This is a genomic window from Rhodoferax sp. (assembly GCF_028688795.1).
Lineage (GTDB): Bacteria > Pseudomonadota > Gammaproteobacteria > Burkholderiales > Burkholderiaceae_C > Rhodoferax.
Map to the genome: position 1 here is coordinate 37,923 of NZ_JAQTXM010000021.1, position 20,393 is coordinate 58,315.

At 59.3% G+C, this 20,393-nt stretch carries 16 protein-coding genes; 9 read left to right on the forward strand and 7 right to left on the reverse strand.

Annotated elements, in window-relative coordinates; genetic code table 11:
* Nucleotides 1–42 precede the first annotated feature (42 nt).
* The 6 genes from PHQ58_RS15440 (at nucleotide 43) to katG (ending at nucleotide 4,978) form a co-directional block, all read left to right on the forward strand.
* Nucleotides 43–702: an energy transducer TonB gene (locus PHQ58_RS15440; RefSeq protein WP_300112382.1), complete on the forward strand. Its 660-nt coding sequence runs from the start codon at nucleotides 43–45 to the stop codon at nucleotides 700–702.
* Nucleotides 703–723: 21 nt separating this feature from the next.
* Entirely contained in the window at nucleotides 724–1,440 is a 717-nt protein-coding gene (locus tag PHQ58_RS15445) for a MotA/TolQ/ExbB proton channel family protein (RefSeq protein WP_300112384.1), read from the forward strand.
* A gap of 2 nt (nucleotides 1,441–1,442) precedes the next feature.
* Entirely contained in the window at nucleotides 1,443–1,853 is a 411-nt protein-coding gene (locus PHQ58_RS15450) for a biopolymer transporter ExbD (RefSeq protein ID WP_300112385.1), read from the forward strand.
* Complete coding sequence (gene hemP, locus PHQ58_RS15455; RefSeq protein ID WP_300112387.1) at nucleotides 1,850–2,059, forward strand: hemin uptake protein HemP; 210 nt, start codon at nucleotides 1,850–1,852, stop codon at nucleotides 2,057–2,059. The genes PHQ58_RS15450 and hemP overlap by 4 nt, the downstream gene beginning before the upstream one ends.
* A gap of 181 nt (nucleotides 2,060–2,240) precedes the next feature.
* Nucleotides 2,241–2,744 (forward strand): Dps family protein, encoded by a 504-nt coding sequence (locus tag PHQ58_RS15460; protein ID WP_300112389.1) that lies wholly within the window; start codon nucleotides 2,241–2,243, stop codon nucleotides 2,742–2,744.
* A 53-nt stretch (nucleotides 2,745–2,797) separates the two neighbouring features.
* Nucleotides 2,798–4,978, forward strand: a complete 2,181-nt coding sequence (gene katG / locus PHQ58_RS15465; RefSeq protein WP_300112391.1) for a catalase/peroxidase HPI — start codon at nucleotides 2,798–2,800, stop codon at nucleotides 4,976–4,978.
* 75 nt (nucleotides 4,979–5,053) lie between these two features.
* On the opposite strand, the gene PHQ58_RS15470 is transcribed toward katG, so the two are convergent.
* Together PHQ58_RS15470 and PHQ58_RS15475 are read right to left on the reverse strand one after the other, a co-directional pair.
* Nucleotides 5,054–6,580 carry a CoA-acylating methylmalonate-semialdehyde dehydrogenase gene (locus PHQ58_RS15470; RefSeq protein ID WP_300112392.1) on the reverse strand — a complete coding sequence of 509 codons (1,527 nt, stop codon included), beginning with the start codon at nucleotides 6,578–6,580 and terminating at the stop codon, nucleotides 5,054–5,056.
* A 95-nt stretch (nucleotides 6,581–6,675) separates the two neighbouring features.
* On the reverse strand, nucleotides 6,676–8,037 hold the full coding sequence (locus tag PHQ58_RS15475; RefSeq protein ID WP_300112394.1) for an aspartate aminotransferase family protein: 1,362 nt from the start codon (nucleotides 8,035–8,037) through the stop codon (nucleotides 6,676–6,678).
* Between the two features lie 92 nt (nucleotides 8,038–8,129).
* Between PHQ58_RS15475 and PHQ58_RS15480 the strand changes: the two genes are divergently transcribed.
* Nucleotides 8,130–9,101 (forward strand): LysR family transcriptional regulator, encoded by a 972-nt coding sequence (locus tag PHQ58_RS15480; protein WP_300112396.1) that lies wholly within the window; start codon nucleotides 8,130–8,132, stop codon nucleotides 9,099–9,101.
* Here the strand turns inward: PHQ58_RS15480 and PHQ58_RS15485 are convergent.
* The gene (locus PHQ58_RS15485) at nucleotides 9,082–9,288 is read right to left on the reverse strand and encodes a hypothetical protein (protein WP_300112398.1); all 207 of its coding nucleotides are present in this window, start codon (nucleotides 9,286–9,288) and stop codon (nucleotides 9,082–9,084) included. The two genes, PHQ58_RS15480 and PHQ58_RS15485, sit on opposite strands and share 20 nt — an antisense overlap.
* A gap of 147 nt (nucleotides 9,289–9,435) precedes the next feature.
* On the opposite strand from PHQ58_RS15485, the gene PHQ58_RS15490 reads away from it, so the two are divergent.
* Both PHQ58_RS15490 and PHQ58_RS15495 read left to right on the forward strand, forming a co-directional pair.
* The gene (locus PHQ58_RS15490; protein ID WP_300112400.1) at nucleotides 9,436–12,699 is read left to right on the forward strand and encodes an EAL domain-containing protein; all 3,264 of its coding nucleotides are present in this window, start codon (nucleotides 9,436–9,438) and stop codon (nucleotides 12,697–12,699) included.
* A complete protein-coding gene (locus tag PHQ58_RS15495) occupies nucleotides 12,675–13,943 on the forward strand; it encodes an anion transporter (RefSeq protein WP_300112402.1) in 1,269 nt (422 codons plus the stop codon). The genes PHQ58_RS15490 and PHQ58_RS15495 overlap by 25 nt, the downstream gene beginning before the upstream one ends.
* Nucleotides 13,944–13,997: 54 nt before the next feature.
* Here PHQ58_RS15495 and PHQ58_RS15500 read toward each other — a convergent pair whose 3' ends face one another.
* From PHQ58_RS15500 to PHQ58_RS15515, 4 genes are all read right to left on the reverse strand, one after another.
* Nucleotides 13,998–14,390 carry a hypothetical protein gene (locus PHQ58_RS15500; RefSeq protein WP_300112404.1) on the reverse strand — a complete coding sequence of 131 codons (393 nt, stop codon included), beginning with the start codon at nucleotides 14,388–14,390 and terminating at the stop codon, nucleotides 13,998–14,000.
* Nucleotides 14,391–14,606: 216 nt separating this feature from the next.
* Entirely contained in the window at nucleotides 14,607–16,928 is a 2,322-nt protein-coding gene (locus PHQ58_RS15505) for a PAS domain S-box protein (protein ID WP_300112406.1), read from the reverse strand.
* Between the two features lie 90 nt (nucleotides 16,929–17,018).
* Nucleotides 17,019–19,178, reverse strand: coding sequence for an ATP-binding protein (locus tag PHQ58_RS15510; RefSeq protein WP_300112408.1), 2,160 nt, complete (start codon nucleotides 19,176–19,178; stop codon nucleotides 17,019–17,021).
* Nucleotides 19,179–19,204: 26 nt separating this feature from the next.
* Nucleotides 19,205–20,392: a two-component system response regulator gene (locus PHQ58_RS15515; RefSeq protein WP_300112410.1), complete on the reverse strand. Its 1,188-nt coding sequence runs from the start codon at nucleotides 20,390–20,392 to the stop codon at nucleotides 19,205–19,207.
* Between the last annotated feature and the right edge of the window lies 1 nt (nucleotide 20,393).

Sequence of the window (20,393 nt, forward strand, 5' to 3'; positions counted from 1 at the left end):
CAAGTGACTTCGTCGGATCTTCAACCTGGTAGGCCTTTCCACATGGCACCTGAAACCCGGCGCAAGTTGACCGTCGTCAGTGCGGTGCTGCTGTTTCATGTGGCCCTGCTGTGGGCCATGCAAAGTGGCTTGCTCAGAAAAGCTGTGGAACTGGTGGTGCCGGTACAAATGCTCAGCGAGTTCATTGAACCGCCCGCGCCCAAGGTGGTGCCACCGCCTCCAGCGCCACCGGTGCCAGTGGAACAGCCCACGCCAAAAAACAAGACCCCCAGCGTGCCACCCACACCGCAACCACTTGCGATTGTGGACAACACGCCAGCGCCCGATGCCCGCCAAGTGGAAGCGGCGCCGCCAACACCTGTGGCACCCGTCGCTGCGCCGGTGCAGCAAACCGCTGCGGCGTCGCCCGCGCCACCCCGAATGGAGTTGCCGTCCAGCGATGCCACCTACCTGCAAAACCCCAAGCCCGTCTACCCGCCCTTGAGCAAGCGCATGGGTGAGCAGGGCCAAGTGATCTACAGCGTGCTGATTGGCACGGATGGCCTGCCAGTCAGCGCGCGACTGGTGAAGTCAAGCGGGTTCGACCGCCTCGATGTTGCCTCTTTCAATGCCGTGATGCGCTGGCGCTACACGCCGGGCAAACGCAATGGCGTACCCACAGCCATGTCTTTTAACGTGCCCATCAACTGGGTGCTTGAGTAATTTTTATCTAGGAGTTTTTCAATGGAATCGCAATTCGGAATCGTCAACGTCTGGACCCAGGGCGACCTCGTCACCAAAGGGGTGGCTGTGCTGCTGCTGATCATGTCCCTGGCCAGCTGGATCGTCATCGCGCTCAAGGCGCTGGACATCGTTAAACACAAAAAACAGGCCAAAAACGCCGCCAATTTCTGGCACAGCGAGGACTTTGCCAGTGGCCTGGAAAAACTAGGCAGTGACGCCACTGACCCTTTTCGCCAAATCGCGCTGGAAGGCTGCGAGGCCACCGCCCACCACCGCAACACCAAGGTGCACCTGCATGACACACTGGATGTGAGCGACTGGGTGACGCGCTGCCTGCGCAACGCCCTGGACGAGTTCACCGCCCGGCTGCAGTCTGGCCTAGCGATTTTGGCCTCGGTAGGCTCTACGGCCCCGTTTGTGGGGCTGTTTGGGACGGTTTGGGGCATTTACCACGCGCTGCTCGCCATTGGCTTGTCGGGGCAATCGACCATCGACAAAGTGGCCGGCCCGGTGGGTGAGGCCCTGATCATGACGGCGCTGGGCCTGGCCGTGGCGATACCGGCGGTGCTGGGCTACAACGCGCTGGTGCGCGGCAACAAATACATCCTGTCCAAGCTGGGCAGCTTTACCCACGACATGCACGCCTACTTTGTCACCGGTGCCCGGGTGAACCCAAAAAACACGGCACAGGTGCTGGTGATGAAGAAAGGCGGCTGAACATGTCTTTTGGAACGAGCAATGACCCGGATGACGTCATGAGCGAGATCAACATGACGCCTCTGGTGGATGTGATGCTGGTGCTGCTGATCATCTTCATCATCACCATTCCGGTGATGAAACACGCGGTGAACGTGGACTTGCCCGTGGCAACCAACACGCCGCAAGTCATCAAGCCGGAAACCATACGCCTGAGCGTCGATGCGCAAGGGCTCTATTACTGGAACGATGCGGCCGTGGACGAATCTGCGCTGACCGGCATGCTGAAGGCAGAGGCGGCCCGCGAGCCGCAACCCGAACTGCACATCCGTGGCGACAAAGCGGTGCGCTACGAGCATGTGGCCAAGGTCATGGCCAGCGCCCAGCAGGCCGGCCTGCGCAAAATTGGTTTTGTGACCGAGCCTGGTCGATGATGGCACTCACCAAGATCAGTAAACATGGCACAGCCACTGCACCAGCACCTGCAGTGCAGCGCCCCACGCCAGAGGACGGCTCAATGGCATCCCCCTTGCCAAGCTCGGTGCTGCTCAAGGGGCAGAAGTCAATCGCCATTGAGCACCAAGGCAGCGTTTACCGATTGCAGGTCACCAAATTGGGCAAGTTGATATTGACAAAATGACCCACAAAAATAGCCTTTGTCTATCACGTTGATTCCTTTAATAAACTAGTCAAACCGCTGGTTTCTTCCTAAACTGACGCTGTACTTGGGTATGTCAACAGGCTGCCTAGTCATATGTTGGCCACGGTTCGGTTATTTTTGTGTCGTGGCTTCCTTCGTTCACTTTACTCAAGGAGTCATCATGTCCAAAAACACTGCAAAATCAACAGCGCCCGCCATCAACATCGGCATCAACGACAAAGACCGGGCCGCCATCGCCAAGGGCCTGAGCCACTTGCTGGCCGACACCTACACGCTGTACCTGACCACGCACAACTTCCACTGGAACGTGACTGGCCCGATGTTCAACACCCTGCACAACATGTTCATGCTGCAATACACCGAGCTGTGGAACGCAGTTGACCCGGTGGCCGAGCGCATCCGCGCGCTGGGGCACGCGGCACCGGGCTCATACGCCCAGTTTGGCAAGCTGGCGTCAGTGCCTGATGCGCCCAGCACGCCCCCGAAGGCGTTGGAGATGGTGCGCATTCTGGTGGAAGGGCATGAAGCCGTGGCGCGCACAGCGCGCAACCTTTTCCCGTTGGCCAACAAGGCGGACGACCAGCCCACGGCCGACCTGCTGACACAGCGCCTGACAGTGCATGAGCAAACTGCCTGGATGCTGCGCTCACTGCTTGAGGAATGAGACGGCGGCGGCCCGCTGAATTCTGAGAACTTTTTACAACCAAGCCAAGGGAAATGAACATGAACCAAAACGTAACTGGCACTTCTGGAAAGTGCCCTGTCATGCACGGCGGCAACACGTCTGCCGGCAAATCAAACATGGCGTGGTGGCCCAATGCACTTAACCTGGACATCTTGCACCAGCACGACAGCAAGACCAACCCAATGGGCCAAGACTTCAATTACCGCGAAGAAGTCCAGAAACTCGATGTCAATGCACTCAAAAATGACCTGCATGCGCTGATGACCGACAGCCAGGACTGGTGGCCGGCAGACTGGGGCCATTACGGTGGCCTGATGATCCGCATGGCCTGGCACTCGGCGGGCAGCTACCGCATTGCCGATGGCCGGGGCGGCGGCGGCAAGGGCAACCAGCGCTTTGCGCCACTGAACTCCTGGCCCGACAACGTGAACCTGGACAAGGCTCGCCGACTGCTTTGGCCGATCAAGAAGAAATACGGCAACAAGCTCAGCTGGGCTGACCTGATCTTGCTGGCAGGCACTGTGGCCTATGAATCGATGGGGCTGAAGACCTACGGCTTCGCCTTTGGCCGCGAGGACATCTGGCACCCTGAGCAAGACACCTACTGGGGCTCTGAGAAAGAATGGCTGGCCCCCAGCGGCAGCGAAGGCAGCCGCTACTCAGGCGAGCGCGACCTGGACAACCCGCTGGCCGCCGTGATGATGGGGCTGATCTATGTGAACCCGGAAGGCGTGGACGGCCAACCCGACCCACTGAAGACCGCCCAGGACGTGCGCGAGACCTTTTTGCGCATGGCCATGAACGACGAAGAAACTGTGGCCCTGACGGCGGGTGGTCATACGGTAGGCAAATGCCACGGCAATGGCAGCGCCGCCAATCTCGGCCCAGCGCCGGAGGCGGCTGATCTGAATGAACAGGGGCTGGGCTGGATCAACCACACCAGCCGTGGTATTGGGCGTGACACCGTGACCAGCGGCATCGAAGGCGCATGGACCACCCACCCGACCCAGTGGGACAACGGCTACTTCGACATGTTGCTCAACCATGAATGGGCGCTGAAGAAGAGCCCTGCCGGCGCTTGGCAGTGGGAGCCCATCAACATCAAGGAGGAAGACAAGCCGGCCGATGTGGAAGACGCCAGCATCCGCCTCAACCCGATCATGACCGACGCCGACATGGCCATGAAGATGGACCCGGCCTACCGGGCGATTGCCGAGCGTTTTGCCAAAGACCAAGCGTATTTCTCGGAAACCTTTGCCCGCGCCTGGTACAAGCTGACCCACCGCGACATGGGCCCAAAAGCGCGCTACATCGGCCCAGACGTGCCCCAGGAAGACCTGATCTGGCAAGACCCGGTGCCCACAGGCCGTGCCGACTATGACGTGGCTGCGGTCAAGGCGAAGATCGTCGCCAGTGGTTTGAGCATCAGTGACCGGGTGTCAACAGCCTGGGACAGCGCCCGCACCTTCCGGGGTTCGGACAAGCGAGGAGGCGCCAACGGCGCGCGCATCCGGTTGGCCCCGCAAAAGGACTGGGAAGGTAACGAGCCAGCGCGTCTGGCCAAGGTGCTGGCGGTCCTTGAGAAGATCGCAGCCGAGTCCAGTGTCAGCCTGGCCGATGTCATCGTGTTGGCCGGCAACACCGGCATTGAGCAGGCCGCCAAGGCCGCAGGTTTTGACGTCACCGTGCCCTTTGCACCGGGCCGAGGTGATGCCACGCCAGCCATGACCGATGCCGAATCCTTTGACGTGCTGGAGCCGGTGGCGGACGGTTTTCGCAACTGGATGAAAAAGGATTACGTTGTCACTGCTGAAGAACTGCTGCTTGATCGCACCCAGCTCATGGGCCTGACCGCGTATGAAATGACAGCCCTGGTAGGCGGCATGCGTGTTTTGGGCACCAATTACGGTGGCACCAAACACGGTGTGTTCACCGACCGTGAGGGGGTTTTAAGCACCGACTTCTTCGTCAACCTGACCGACATGACCTACGACTGGAAGCCCACCGGCCGCAACAGTTACAACATCGTTGACCGTAAGAGCGGCGCGCCTAAGTGGACGGCCACCCGCGTGGACCTGGTGTTTGGCTCCAATGCGATCCTGCGGGCATATGCCGAGGTTTATGCGCAGGATGACAACCGTGAGAAGTTCGTAATAGACTTCGTCGCGGCCTGGACCAAAGTGATGAACGCAGACCGCTTTGATCTGAAGTAATCGCATTGCACATTGCAGCATGCAACCCGCATGCTGCAATGTGGCTGGCGGTTGCTAGGGCCTCCAGCGGATTGTTTACCGGCTACTCGGAAAGCTGAACACCGCTCCCTCGCGCACACCCGCACTCGGCCAGCGCTGGGTAATGGTCTTGCGCTTGGTATAAAAGCGCACGGCATCCGGGCCGTAGGCGTGCAGGTCGCCGAACAGGCTGCGTTTCCAGCCGCCAAACGAGTGGTAAGCCACCGGCACTGGCAGCGGCACGTTCACACCGACCATGCCGACCTGGATGTTGTCAGTAAAGTAGCGCGCCGCCTCGCCGTCGCGGGTGAAGATGCAGGTGCCGTTGCCGTATTCGTGCGCGTCGATCAGGTCCATGGCATCTTGCAGGGTCTTGACGCGCACCACGCCAAGCACCGGGCCAAAAATCTCGTCCTGGTAAATCACCATGCCGCGCTGCACATGGTCAAACAGGCAGGCGCCCATGAAGTAACCGCCCTCATGGCCGTCCACCTTCACGCCACGGCCATCAACCACCAGCGTGGCGCCCTCTTTCACACCCTGATCCACATACGCCTTGACCTTCTCGAAGTGCGCCTTGGTCACCAACGGGCCCATGTCGCAGCTGGACTCGGTGCCGGGGCCGACCTTCATCTTGGCAATCTCGACCTTCAGGCCTTCAACCACGGCATCTGCCGTGGCGTCGCCCACCGCCACCACCAGCGGAATCGCCATGCAGCGCTCGCCACATGAGCCGTAGGCCGCGCCCATCAGGGCGCTCACGGCGTTGGCAATGTCGGCATCAGGCATGACCACCGCGTGGTTTTTGGCGCCACCCAGCGCCTGCACCCTTTTGCCATGGGCGCAACCGGTGGCATAGATGTATTCGGCAATCGGCGTGGAGCCGACAAAGCTGATGGCTTTGACGCGCGGATCCGTCAGCAAGGTGTCGACCGCTTCCTTGTCGCCATGCACCACGTTCAACACGCCCGGTGGCAGGCCAGCCTGCAGGGCCAGCTCAGCCACCAGCAAGGCGCTTGACGGGTCGCGCTCAGACGGTTTCAAAATGAAGGTGTTGCCACAGGCCACCGCCATGGGCCACATCCACAGCGGCACCATCACGGGAAAGTTGAATGGCGTGATGCCGGCGCACACGCCCAGCGCCTGGAATTCGCTCCACGAGTCAATCGCAGGCCCCACGTTTTTGCTGTGTTCGCCCTTCAGCAGCTCGGGTGCATAACTGGCGTATTCGACGTTTTCAATGCCGCGCTGCAACTCACCCATCGAGTCGCTCAGCACCTTGCCGTGTTCGGCGGTGACCAGCGCGCAAATGGCATCGGCGTTGTCTTCCAGCAGATTTTTCAGCTTGCTCATGACCCGTGCGCGTTTCAAAGGCGGCGTGGCACGCCAGGCTGGGAAAGCGGCTTGAGCGCTGGCAATGGCTTGCTCCACAGTGAGCTTGTCTGCCAGCAGCACACGCTTTTCAGCCTGGCCGGTGGCGGGGTTGAACACGTCGGCTGTGCGCGTGCCGCCGCTGACCCGTTGACCGTCAATGAGGTGCAGAACGGTGGGAAGGGCTTGAATCATTGGGAGTGTGCTGGTCATGGTTTTATTTCAAAAGAGTAAATTTATAATAAATAGGCCTCTAGCGCTTATATTTATTGCGCTAGTAGCTATTTATTAAATAGCAAATTTTGCCGTCAATCGGTTGCATTACAAGTCTCGCCCAGCGCATTGATCAGGCTGTCGATCTGCGCCGGGGTTGAAATAAAGGGTGGCGCGAGCTGGATGGTGTCGCCACCGTAGCGCACATAAAAACCCTTGGCCAACATCGTTTTGGCAATCTCATACGGACGCTTGGCGGGCTCGCCTGGCAGCGACGCAATGGTGAAACCAGCGGCCAGGCCAAAGTTGCGAATGTCGGCAACGTGCTTGACGCCTTTGAGGCTGTGCACCGCATTCTCAAAATACGGGCTGAGGGTTTTCACACGCTCAACCATGTCTTCGCGCACCAAAATGTCCAGCACTGCCAGGCCCACCGCGCACGGCACCGGGTGCGCCGAGTAGGTGTAGCCGTGGGCAAATTCCAGCATATAGTCCGGCCCGCCCACGGCCATGAAGGTGTCGTAAATGTCCTTGCTGGCCAGCACCGCGCCCAAGGGTTGCGCGCCGTTGGTGATTTGTTTGGCCACGTTCATGATGTCAGGTGTCACGCCAAACGCCTCCGCCCCGGTGTAGGCACCCATGCGGCCAAAACCAGTGATCACTTCGTCAAAAATCAGCAAGATGTTGTGCGCCGTGCAAATCTCGCGGATGCGCTGCAAATAGCCCACCGGCGGCACAATGACGCCAGCCGAACCTGACATGGGTTCGATGATGACGGCAGCAATGTTGCTTGCGTCATGCAGGGCGATCAGCTTGAGCAAGTCTTCGGCCAGCACCGCGCCGTGTGGGCCATCAGCGGGCGGCATGCCCCGATAAAACGAGCCGACCGGCGGCTGGGTGTGGGGCAGGTGGTCCGCCGCAATGCCTTGGCCAAAGGCTTTGCGATTGGCACCAATGCCACCGACTGAGATGCCGCCAAAGTTGACGCCGTGGTAGCCTTTTTCGCGGCCAATCAGCAGGCTTTTGCTGCTTTGGCCCTTGGCGCGCCAGTAGGCCCGCGCCATCTTCAATGACGTGTCGGCAGACTCAGAACCCGAGCCGGTGAAAAACACATAGTCAAGCCCCTCGGGGGTGAGTTCCTTCAGCTTGTTGGCCAGCGCAAATGACAGCGGGTGACCGAACTGGAAGGCCGGCGAGTAGTCCAGGCTGGCCAGTTGCTTGGCGGCGGCATCGACAATTTCTTGCCGACCATGGCCCAAGCCGCAGGTCCACAAGCCAGAGAGGCCGTCAAAAATCTTGCGGCCGTCCACATCGGTGTAATAACAACCCGAGGCGCTGGCCATCATGCGCGGGTTCGCCTTGAAGTCGCGGTTGCCGGTGTAGGGCATCCAGTGGGCGTCGAGCCAGGCCGCATCCGTGCGCGGGCGGTTCAGAATTTGGGCGTCGGTCATGTTCATGGGGCATCCTTGGTGATTGAGGACAAAGCGCGATTGTCTGAAGTCCTGTTACTCTTATAAATGCTCAAGTATCACCATACAGTTGCCAATTTATGCAAGTAAACACCCCAACCAAGGCCACACGCGCCGCTTTAGGTCAGCTGAGCGACATGGACATCCGTTTGCTGCGGGTATTCAAAACCGTGGTGGACTGCGGTGGCATGGCCGCGGCCGAGCTGGCGCTCAACATTGGCACCAGCACGGTCAGCCGCCACATCAAAGACCTGGAAACCCGCATTGGCCTGACCCTGTGTCGGCGTGGCCGGGCCGGCTTTTCCCTGACAACTGAAGGTGAGCAGATTTACGCCGAGACCTTGCGCCTGCTCAGCAGCGTTGACGCGTTTCGCAGCCAGGTCGACGAGATTCACCAGCGCATGGGCGGCGAACTGCACATGGCCGTGTTTGACAAAACCGCCAGCAACCCGGCTGCCCACATTGGCCAGGCCATTGCACTGTTTGGTGCCCAGGCCCCTGACGTGCGCCTGCACCTGCATGTGGCGCCGCTTAACACCATTGAGCGCGGCGTGCTCGACGGCCAGTTTCAGGTCGGCATCATTCCCGGCCACCGCACCACCAGCACGCTGGCCTATGACGCGCTGTTTACCGAGACCATGTACCTGTATTGCAGCACCGCGCACCCGCTGTTTGCGGCCCCAGCAGTAGCAGAGCCTGCGGATTGGAACGCCCTGCGCACCTATGCCTTTGCCGGTCTGGGCTACCACTCACCCAACATGGAGTTGACCCAGCAAGTGCAGTTGGCCCGCGCCGCCACCGGTTATGACCAGGAATCGATCGCCACGTTGATTTTGTCGGGCTGCTTTTTGGGGTTTTTACCCGACCACTATGCCGAGGGTTTTGTGCACCACGGCCAGATGCGTGCCGTGCGCCCTGAGGTGTTTAACTACGGTTGTGGCTTTTTCAGCATTGTGCGCAGCTCACCACAAGCCACCCGTGTGACGCAAGCGATTCAGGCTTGTTTGCGCCAGGCACATCAGGGCCCAAAACTCAGGGTTTCTTCGCCTTGATCTTCAACCAAAGCATGCGCCCAGCGGCCACCAGGTTCACGGCAATCACCGCCAGTGCCGGCCACAGCGGCAGCGCATGGCCTGACATCGCCGAATAAACCAGCAGGCCGCCCAGCGCTGCGCCGCCAATCAGCAAGGCCACGCCGTTGCCGTCAATGGCACCACGCTGTGTGTTTCTGAAATTCATGGTGAGGTAGAGGGTGAGCAACAAAGATGCGACCAATTTTACCGTGCAGTGGTGCCCACGCCGTGCGTAGAATCGCCCGACGCGGCCCGCGTTGGAAACCTTGGGCCCCGCGCCTATATAACAAGCAGGAAAACACCCATGCCACCCATGCGTTTTGCTGCAAACGAGCAAACACTGCCACGCCTGCAACTGGTCGGTACCCTGGCGATCATCCTTCTGCTCACGCTCGCTCTGGGTGGGTATTTCTCATGGCGCAGCACGCAAGAGCACCGCGCGTCCCTGATGCGGGTGGCAGAAACCGTGCAAGCCCAGCAGTTGGCCCGACTCACCGCAGAGCTGGATTCGGCCGCCAGTTTTCTAGAATTTACCCGCCAACGCACCGAAGACGTGTTGCGCAAAAGCCTGCGCGAGCAAGTGGACACGGCCCTGCACATGGCACAGGCCATCTACCAGCAAGAAGCACCCATTCGCGGCACCGGCGACGTCAAACGACTGATCACCGAAGCCCTGCGACCGGCCCGTTTTTATGACGGCCGAGGCTACTTCTTCATCGATGACATGCAGGGAAAGTTCATTTTGCTGCCCATCGCACCCCAGCTTGAGGGCACAACCAACCTGGACAACCGCGACGACAACGGCCACTACATCATGCGTGGCTTGACTGAGGCAGCGCGCAAGCCCGAGGGCCAAGGTTATTCACGCTACCGCTGGTACATGCCCGACAACCCCAAGGTGATGGCCGACAAGCTGGCCTATGTGCGCTACTTTGCCCCGTATGACTGGTTGATTGGCACCGGCGATTACACCTACAAATGGGAAGAGCGGCAAAAACAAGAGGTGATTGCCCGCCTGCGCAGCCTTAGATTTGGCGAAAGCGGTTACATCGGCTTGCTGGACCGCAGCGGCCATTCGCTGCTGTCACCGTCGGATGCCAGCCTGGAGGGCAAACGCATACAGGACATGCCGACCCTGCAAAGCGCCGCCTTATTGCAGTTGCAGGCCAAAGCTCAGGCTGGCGGCGGCGTGGTGCATTACCAGTGGCCTGATCGCGCCAGCGGAACCGTTGTCGCAAAGACGGCGCTGGTGCGCTTGGTGGAGCCCTGGGGCTGGGTGCTGGTGGCAGCCATGCAGGACAACGAATTGCAGGCGGCGGTGCAGCGTGAGCTCTTGCAGGAAAACATCACGCCTTCGCAGCGCTGGCGCGACCTGCTGTGGCCATTGCTGCTGGCGCTGACCTTGGGCCTGGCCGCCTCTTACGTGTTTTCCCGCTGGTCGCGCCAGCTGTTTCAAAATTACCACGCCAACATGCTGGCCAACAACCAGGCGGTGGCTGACAGCGAGGCCATGTTCCGTGCCGTGTTTGACAACGCCGCCATTGGCATTGCACAGCTAGCGCCAGACGGCAGCTTCATGCAGGTCAACCAGCAGTTTTGCGAGCTGATTGGCTACACCCGTGAGGAGCTTCTGAGCCCTGGTTTTGATTTTAAAAAAATCACCTACCCGCAAGACTTGCCAAACCAATGGCTTCACATACAACGGCTGTTCGAGCACCAGGAAGACCATTACAGCCTGGAAAAGCGCTACGTCCATAAAAACGGCCAGTTGGTTTGGGCCCATCTGGCGGCCAAACTTGTGCGTGATGCACTGGGCCAGCCACGCTACTTTATTGCTGCCGTCACCGACATCAGCCAGCGCAAAGCCGCGGACCAAGCCCAGCAGCTCGCCGCCAGCGTGTTCAGCCATGCGCGCGAGGGCATCATGATCACCGACGTGGATGGCACCATCATCGACGTCAACGCGGCGTTTACCCGCATCACCGGCTACAGCCACAAGGAGGCCGTTGGCCAAACCCCGCACCTACTCGACTCAGGCCGACAGACCCCAACCTATTACGCGGTGATGTGGGAGAACATCAAGACACACGGCCACTGGTACGGTGAAATCTGGAACCGGCGCAAAAACGGCGAGGTGTTTGCCGAGATGCAAACCATCAGCGCCGTGCGTGATGAGCAGGGCGAGGTCAAGCACTTTGTGGCCCTGTTCTCAGACATCACCGCCCTCAAACTGCACGAACAACAGCTTGAGCGCCTGGCCCACTTTGATGCCCTCACCGGCCTGCCCAACCGGGTGCTGCTGGCCGACCGGCTCAAGCAAGCCATGCACAACGTGCAGCGGCGTGGCGAACTGCTGGCGGTGGTGTACCTCGACCTGGACGGCTTCAAACTCATCAACGACACCCATGGTCATGGTGCCGGCGATCAGATGCTGATGGCCCTGGCCGGGCGCATGAAACAAATCCTGCGTGAAGGCGACACGCTGGCCCGCATCGGCGGCGACGAGTTTGTGGCGGTGCTGGTGGATTTGCCCGACTCGGGCGCCTGCGCCCCGCTCTTGAGCCGCCTGCTGGCCGCCGCCCATGAGCCGCTGATGCTGGACAACAAAACCCTGCAGGTCTCAGCCAGCCTGGGGGTCACCTTTTACCCGCAGGCAGACGACATCGATGCCGACCAGCTGCAACGCCAGGCCGACCAGGCCATGTACCAGGCCAAGTTGTCGGGCAAAAACCGTTTTCATGTGTTTGACGCCGAGCAAGACCGCAGCGCGCGCGGCCACCACGAAAGCCTGGCGCAACTGCGCTACGCCTTGCAGCATGGCGAGCTGGTGCTGTACTACCAGCCCAAGGTCAACATGCGCACCGGCCAGGTGGTGGGCGCCGAGGCCCTGATCCGCTGGCAACACCCGCAGCAGGGCCTACTGGCGCCGGCCGCGTTCCTGCCGGTGATTGAAAACCACGCGCTCGCCATCGAGGTGGGCGAGTGGGTGATGCACACCGCTTTGAGCCAGATGCAGGCCTGGCAGGCGCAGGGGCTGGCCATGCCGTTGAGCGTCAATGTGGGCGCGCGCCAGTTGCAACAACGTGATTTTGTGCCCCGCTTGCAAGGTATTTTGGCCGCGCACCCTGGCGTCGAGCCCAGCAGCCTGGAGCTTGAGGTGCTGGAAACCAGCGCGCTGGAAGACATGGCCGGGGTGTCACAAGTGATTGAGGCCTGCCGCCAGCTCGGCGTGCTGTTTGCCATGGACGACTTTGGCACCGGCTACTCGTCCCTGACCTACCTGAAACGCCTGCCCGTGGCCGCCCTCAAGATCGACCAGAGCTTTGTGCGCGACATGCTTGACGACGCCGATGACCTGGCCATTTTGCAAGGCGTGATTGGCCTGGCACGGGCCTTCAAGCGCGAGGTGATTGCCGAAGGTGTCGAAACCGTGGCGCACGGCACGGCCTTGCTGCAGCTGGGCTGCGAACTGGCGCAAGGCTACGGCATTGCCCGCCCGATGCCCGCCGCAGACTTGCCTGCGTGGGTGCAGCACTGGCGGCCGGATGCGGCGTGGACCGCGTTGCCCGCACCATGACCAGCCATGACCTGACCGACTGGAGCATCGTCGCCATCTTCGTCCTGGTCTATCTGGGCATGATTCTGGGCGGCCTGCCGCGCCTGAAGCTCGACCGCTCGGGCGTCGCCCTGTTGGGGGCCATTGGCGTCATGGGCCTGGGCGCCATGAGCACCGAGCAAGCCGCGCGTGCGGTGGATTGGCCCACCGTGCTGCTGCTGTTTTCCTTCATGGTGGTGTCGGCGCAAATGCGTCTGGGCGGTTTTTACACCTTTGTCACGCGACAAGTGGCAGCGCTGCCGCTGGGGCGCAACGCCTTGCTGGGCGCGATCATTGCCACGGCTGGCGCTCTGTCAGCGGTTTTTTCTAACGACATCATCTGCCTGGCCATGACCCCGGTGGTGGCGCAACTGTGCCTGCAGCGTCGCCTGAACCCGGTGCCATTTCTGCTCGGGCTGGCCTGCGCCGCCAACATTGGCTCGGCCGCCACACTGATTGGCAACCCGCAAAACATGCTGATTGGCTCGGTGCTGCAGCTGCCGTTTGGTGGCTACATGCGCCAGGCGCTGCCGCCCGTCGCACTCAGTCTGCTGGTGCTATGGGCCTGGCTGGCATGGGGCCCGGGTGCACGCGCGCAAGCCCGGGCCGACCAGCCGGCTGACTCAGGCAACCACTTGCCACCAAGCGATGACCGGCCTTTTGACGCCTGGCAAACCACCAAGGGCCTGGTGGTAGCGGCAACGCTGATGGCGGTGTTTATGTTCACCGACTGGCCGCGCGAGGTGGCTGCGCTGGTAGGCGCCGGCGTGCTGCTGCTGAGCCGGCGCTTGCATTCGTCGCACGTCATGGGTTTTGTGGACTGGCCCTTGCTTGTGCTTTTCATGGGCTTGTTTGTGGTCAACCACGCGTTCGGGTCCACCGGGCTGGCAGCGCAAGCGGTGGCACTGTTGGCGGCGCAGGGGGTGCATTTGGCCGACCCCGGGCCGCTGTTTGTGGCCGGCGTGGGCTTGTCCAATTTGGTGTCGAATGTGCCCGCCGTGATGCTGCTGTTGCCGCACCTCAAGGGTTTTGAGGCCGGCCTGACGCTGGCACTGGTCAGCACCCTGGCCGGCAACTTGCTATTGGTCGGCTCGATTGCCAATTTGATCGTGGTCGACCTGGCGCAAAAAAGTGGCGTGATGATCGACTGGCGCCTGCACGCCCGGGTGGGTGTGCCTGTGACACTGCTCTCGTTGGCACTGGTATGGGTCTGGTTGAATTTATGACAAATCAGCCTGCAGCCCTTACAAAACAAGCGTAAGCAGCTATTTATTTAATAGCTAATGCGTGGCGCCTTGAGCACTGCCTGCGGTGCGCCCCAAGCGCTTGCCGTGTGGCAACTCATGCAGCCGGGTGTACATGTCGCGGCAATAGCCGTCAATCTTCAGGCACTTGTTGATCTCGTCCACCGGCAGCGGGCCCGACACCACTACGATGTCATTGGCGCTGGCCAGGGCGCCACTGGCCCGCAGGCGCCGCCGTGTGTTGTTGGCCCAGCAGTGGATGCGCACGGGGCTGCCGTGCTCACGCAGCGCGCCGGTGCTGACCTCAAAGGCAATCGCCACGGTGTCGGTTTTCAGCCGCAGGCGATGCTCCCCGGTGACCTTACTGGCCGGGGTGCTGAGGTCATAAAGGTGATAGTTGCCTTCTTTGAGTTGGTATTGCAGTGTCATGTGGGCATCCTTTGATGGTCCGATTTTGCAAGACAGCAACAGTCGTAAAAGACCGAAAAGCCTGCAAATACCTGTTTTCCAGATCAATTCAAGGGTAAACCCTGATCAAGTTTTTGAACAATGCTCAAACACGGGCTGGCGCACACACTGCCCTGCATTCCAGACACCATGAGCGATAGCCATTAGCTTTGTTTTCTATTTTGGACGCTATTGCCCCTACTTAAAAACCATTGGGAACAACAGTGTCACGGTTGTTCCCCGCCCAAGCACGCTTTCAACCGCCACACTGCCTTGATGCAACGCCAGGATTTCATTGACGATGCTCATGCCCAAGCCTGTGCCCGAGACCTTGCCTGAGGTGTCGGCACGGTAAAACCGCTCACCTACGCGGCAGACTTGCCCGGATGTCATGCCAATGCCCTGGTCAGAAATTTGAATCGCCACCATGGCGGCTCGCGGTTCAATAAGGATGCTCACCTGACCCTGCAAGCTGGAGTACTTATAAGCGTTTGACAGCACATTCAAGACCGCCTGCATGGCTTTCTTACGGTCAGCAGCAATGAACAACGGTGACTCCGGTGCAGCCAGGGCGGGCGCTGTTCGCCCTGCCGGCCATTTGAAACTGCCCACCACATCCGCCACCAGGCGTTGCACGGGCGTAGTCTCAATGACGAAATCTTTGCCCTGACGCGCCTCAATTCGAGCCAGGTCCAACAGCTCATTCAAAATGGACGACATCAATTCGGACTGACTGAAGATGATGTTCAAAAACTCCATCCTCTCAGCCGCATTGACCTTCTGCTTCAGTAGCACCTCGGCAAAACCATAAATACTGGCCATGGGGGTGCGCAGCTCATGCGCTGCCGTGCTCAGAAATTCGGATTTCAGGCGGTCCACCTCGATCTCGTGGGTGATATCCCGCAAATACAGGATTTGCGAAACACCCTCTGCTGCTGATTCACGCAGCCCCAATTCAAGTACCCGTTTGCTGGCATCCGCCAGTTCAATTACTTGGCGCTGTGCATGGTTTGGCCGGCTTGACGCGGTCTCGCCAACCAATGCTGGTGCAGCAACCCCCACCAGGAGGTTGGCACGCAGCGCGGCCAGGCCAGGAAATCTGGCTTGAGGCAAGCAAAGCAGCGCCAGCTTGTTTGAAAAATTGGCCTCGTCAACACCCATCACTTCATGCATAGGCAGCCCCGTCAAATCAGTGAAGGCCGGGCTGACATATTTAACGCGTTTGGCGCTATCAAAGGTCACGAAACCATCGGGGCTCAGGTCAAAAATAGCGTTGAGCTGCTCAACGTGCTCACGCAAATGCAGCTCGCGTTGGCTCAACGCCTGGGCCGTCGCCTTGAGTTCGGTGATGTCAAGACGGTTGCCCACAATGAACCCACTGGGTGTGCGGTACTCCACCACCAACAGCCAACGGCCATCGGCCAATTGCTGCTCTATCAGCTCGCCATTGGCAGATTGGTGTTTTGCCACGCGCTGCCTGACCCAAGCGTCCACATCCGGCATGGCATCTTTGTACTGACCGCGTTCAGCACCCTGACGAACAATCTCCTCAAACGTGGCACCCGGCACAATCAGATCGCAGCTGGTTTCGTAAAAATTCAGAAAGGCATCGTTGCACAGGTAAAGCCTGTCTTGCGCGTCAAAAATGGAGAACCCCTGGTCAATGCTGTTGACCGCCTCATGCAGCAAGTTGCTGGACCGCTCAGCCGCCAGCTCGGCCGCTTTGCGTTCACTGATGTCCACAAAACTGCCCACCATGCGCAACGCAGCGCCCTGAGCATCGCGCTCCACCACATCGCCCCGGTCCAGCACCCACACCACCTGGCCATCCTTCAAGCGCATGCGGTGCTCGCTTTGGTAACGTGGCTTGCCCGCCAGGCATGCCTGCAATTTTTCCATCACCTGGGGCTTGTCATCGGGATGCAGCAGCGCCGCAAAGACAGGCAGCGGGTGTTGCAGGTAAGCGTCATCCAGCCCGGCAATCTGGCACCAGCGCCGGTTGTGGGTGACGATGCCAGTGGCAATGTCCCAATCCCAAACCCCTTCACCAGTGGCATCAAGCACATAGCGCAGGCGTCGCTCGCTTTCTTCAAGCTTTTGCTGTGTTCGCTTGAGCTCCGAGACATCGTTGGCAATCACCAAAATCTGCTTTTTGCCCTCAGGCGTGGTCAGCGGGATTTTGATTGACTGGTAGTACTGGGTCTCGCCGGTGGCAGCATTGGTGGACGCTTCCATCACCACCTGGGTCTTGCCGCCCGCCATGACATCGCGCACGTTTTGCAGGTAAAAGGCCACCTGTTCGGCGTTCGGGTTAAAGGCCCCGTCGTCCTTGCCCACCAGCCCATCTGGGGTGGTGCCGTACAAGCCAGCCAGGGCCCGGTTGCCCAGCAGAAACTTGCCGTCCCAATCTTTCATCAGGATGATGTTGGGATTCTCATCAATCACCATGCGCAGCAGCGCATTGGCCTCCATCAATCCGCCATCGGGATGATCGGCACGGCGGCGGGCAGGGTTTGTCATGGGTTCAATCACTGTAAAAATAGTAGCTTCTTGCGCTTATGTATCAAGCGCTTGAGGCATAAAGAGCATAAATAATTTAACACCTAAACATCACTTCAGCCAGCACCCCAATGCGGCTTCAAGCTTGCCAATGTCCAGCGGTTTGGCCAGGAAATCATCCATGCCCACGGCGAAACAATTTTGGCGATCTTCTTCATAAGCATTGGCGGTCAGCGCAATGATGGGCAAACGCGCCTTGCCCTGCGCGGCTTCCCATTGGCGAATTTGCGCGACCGCAGTCAGGCCATCCATGACCGGCATTTGCACATCCATCAGCGCCACGTCGGGCGCGCCGCCCTGGATGATGAAGTCCAGCGCTTGCTGGCCGTTCTCCACCATATTGAGTGTCAAGTCAAAATGCGCCAAATTTCGCAACACAGCATTGATCACCAGGCGATTCACCGCATTGTCCTCAGCCACCAAAATTTTGGCGCTCCTTTTTCGCGCTGGCAACATCGGCTCGGGGTCAGCCCCCGTTGTCGCACAGGGTGCAAGTTCCATCGGCTGCGGCAAGGTGGCGGCCACGGCGAGCCGAATGCGAAACCAAAAGCGTGCGCCCTGGCCTGCCTCGCTTTCAATGCCCGCTTCGCCCCCCATCAACTCAGCCAAGCGGCTCACAATCGACAACCCCAACCCGGTGCCACCAAAATTGCGGGTGATGGAGTTGTCTGCCTGGCGAAACGACTGAAACAACATGCCCTGTTGCTCGGTTGTCAAACCAATGCCCGAGTCTGTCACGGAAAACACCAGTTCGGCAAAGCCATCCTGCCGCGCTAGCTCGGTCGCTAGTACCCGCACGCCACCTTGCGCCGTGAATTTGATGGCATTTCCCACCAGGTTAGAGACCATCTGCCTCAACCTTGAGGGGTCGCCCAAATAGCGAACGCCAGCAGGCCCTTGCCACTTTGCTTCCAACTGCAATCCTTTGGCATGTGCGACCTCGGCAAACAAGGTATTGATGTCATCGACCACGGATGCGGGCGCAAAGGCCATGGTCTCCAACGCGAGCTTGCCCGCCTCCACCGTGGAGAAGTCCAGAATGTCGTTCAGCAGCATCAGCAGCCCGCGCCCGGAGTCAAGAATGGTTTGTGCGTACTGCATGCGGTCAGACTCGGGCACCTGCGGCTTCACCAGCAATTGCGCCATGCCCAAAATACCGTTCATCGGGGTGCGAAGCTCATGGTTCATGGTGGCCAGAAACTGGCTTTTGGCAAGCGACGCGGCTTCAGCGGTCTGTTTGGCCTGTTGCAGGTCAGACACATCAAACACAATGGTGTAAAAGCCCTGCACTTCGCCCGCCACCAGTTGAGGCACATATTGCGTTAAGGTTTGACGCTGGCACTTGCCGTAGGGGTCTGGGATGGTGCGCTCGAAATGTTGCGCCTGCCCTGTAAGCACACGCTCAATGTAAGGCAGATTGCGCTGATACAGGTCTTCACCAACCACCTCGCGAAAGTGCTTGCCAGGCATGGTGGCAGGGTCAACCGCAAACCACTGCGCATAGGCCATGTTGCCAAAGCGGTTGATCAAATGCTTGTCCCACGAGCCGATGATGGCCGGCACATGGTCAATGATGGTTTGAAGCACTTGCTCTTGTTCGCGCAGGCGTTCATCGGCCAGCAAGCGGTGTTGGGCTTCGCGCTGCGCTTGGGACAACAATTTTTGTCCACGGTACTGGGTGAAGTAAACAGCGCCTGCCGCCATGACAAACGAGATCGTGGAAACGATCCATTGCGTCACACCCACGGTGTAATTTGGCGCGGGCAACACACCCGAATTCTCAGCCAGGATCAAGCCCAGAATCGCCAGCGAACTCGCCACGGTGGCCATCACAATGCCACGCACCTGATACAAACTGCCGACCAGAATCACCCAGAATATAAAGAACGACGCCGTTGGCGTGCGGATAGTTCCCAGGCTGATGCTGGCCAAAATGATCACGACAAAAAGGAGCGCGCCCAGGGTCGCAGAGACCAGCGCCAGTTTGCCTGCATGTACCATGCGCCTCGCCAGCAACAGCGCCACAAACCACACCACCGTCACCAACCGCGCGCCGGCGGGTGTGTTGTTTCCCACCAAACCACCGGCAATCACGACCAAGGTCGTCGACAGACACAAAAGAATGAGCCCGTTAAGCAAGCTGGCACGTTGAGTTTTGGCTTCATCGCCCTCAAAAACAGGCGGCGCCAGCCAGCGCGTGGCTGCACTCATGAGGTTTGTATCTGCGGGATTTTTCATCAAAGACGCCCTGCACTCGCAATATATTTGTCGAACACATCGCCAGTGGCAGTATCTAAAAAAGCGGCTTTTGTCTGCAACTCTGAATCGCTGTCGGCAAAGCGACTTGCAATGTCCTGAAACTCAGCGCCCAGCGTCAAAAATGCATCCACCACATCGGGGTCAAAGTGCTTGCCACGCCCTTGCACAATGATGTCCGTTGCTTGTTCATGGCTCATGCCGGGCTTGTAAACACGCTTACTGATGAGTGCGTCATACACATCAGCAATAGCCATCAACCGCGCCGGAATCGGTATGGCATCGCCGGCCAAACCCTGCGGGTAGCCTGAACCATCCCATTTTTCGTGATGCGAATAGACTATTTGCTTGGCAATTTCCAAAAATTCGATGCTCGCCCCTGCCGCCTCTTGCGCATGACTGAGCGCATCAAAACCCAGCCGGGGGTGGGCTTTCATGATCTCAAACTCGTGCGGCTCATAGCGACCGGGTTTGAGCAAAATGCGGTCTGGTATGCCCACCTTGCCTATGTCGTGCAGCGGCGCGCACTGGTACAACATGTCGATCAACGCATCATTGAGCACATTGAGAAATCTCGGATGCGAGCGCAGGCGCCTGGCCAGGACGCGAATGTAGTTTTGGGTGCGGCGCAGGTGGCTGCCGGTTTCAAGGTCACGCACCTCCGCCAGGGATGCCAATGCCAAGATCGTGACCTGCTGAAGCTCGGCCAGATCGCGCGCGCGCTTGCTTACCTCATACTCCAGGTACTCATTGTTGACACGCATGGTGCGAACATATGACGCTTCAAGAAAATGCGCCCGCACGCGAGACAACAGTATCTCGGGAATGATCGGACGCGTGATGTAGTCCACTGCGCCCATCGCCATGCCCATTTCTTCGCTGATGGCTTCTGTCTTGCTGGTCAGAAAAATCACCGGGATGTGCTTAGTGTGCTTGTCGACTTTGAGCCTTCGGCAAACTTCATAGCCACTGATGTCGGGCATCATGATGTCAAGCAAGATCAAATCTGGCTGTTCTTCACTGACAATTTTGAGCGCCTTGGCTCCATGGTTGACCGCTTTGACGGTGTACAGCTTGCAGAGCAGGTTACCCAACAAACTCAGGTTGGCAGGTGAGTCATCCACGATCAATACAGTGGGCTTCACCGGTAAAAACAAATCCATGACCATC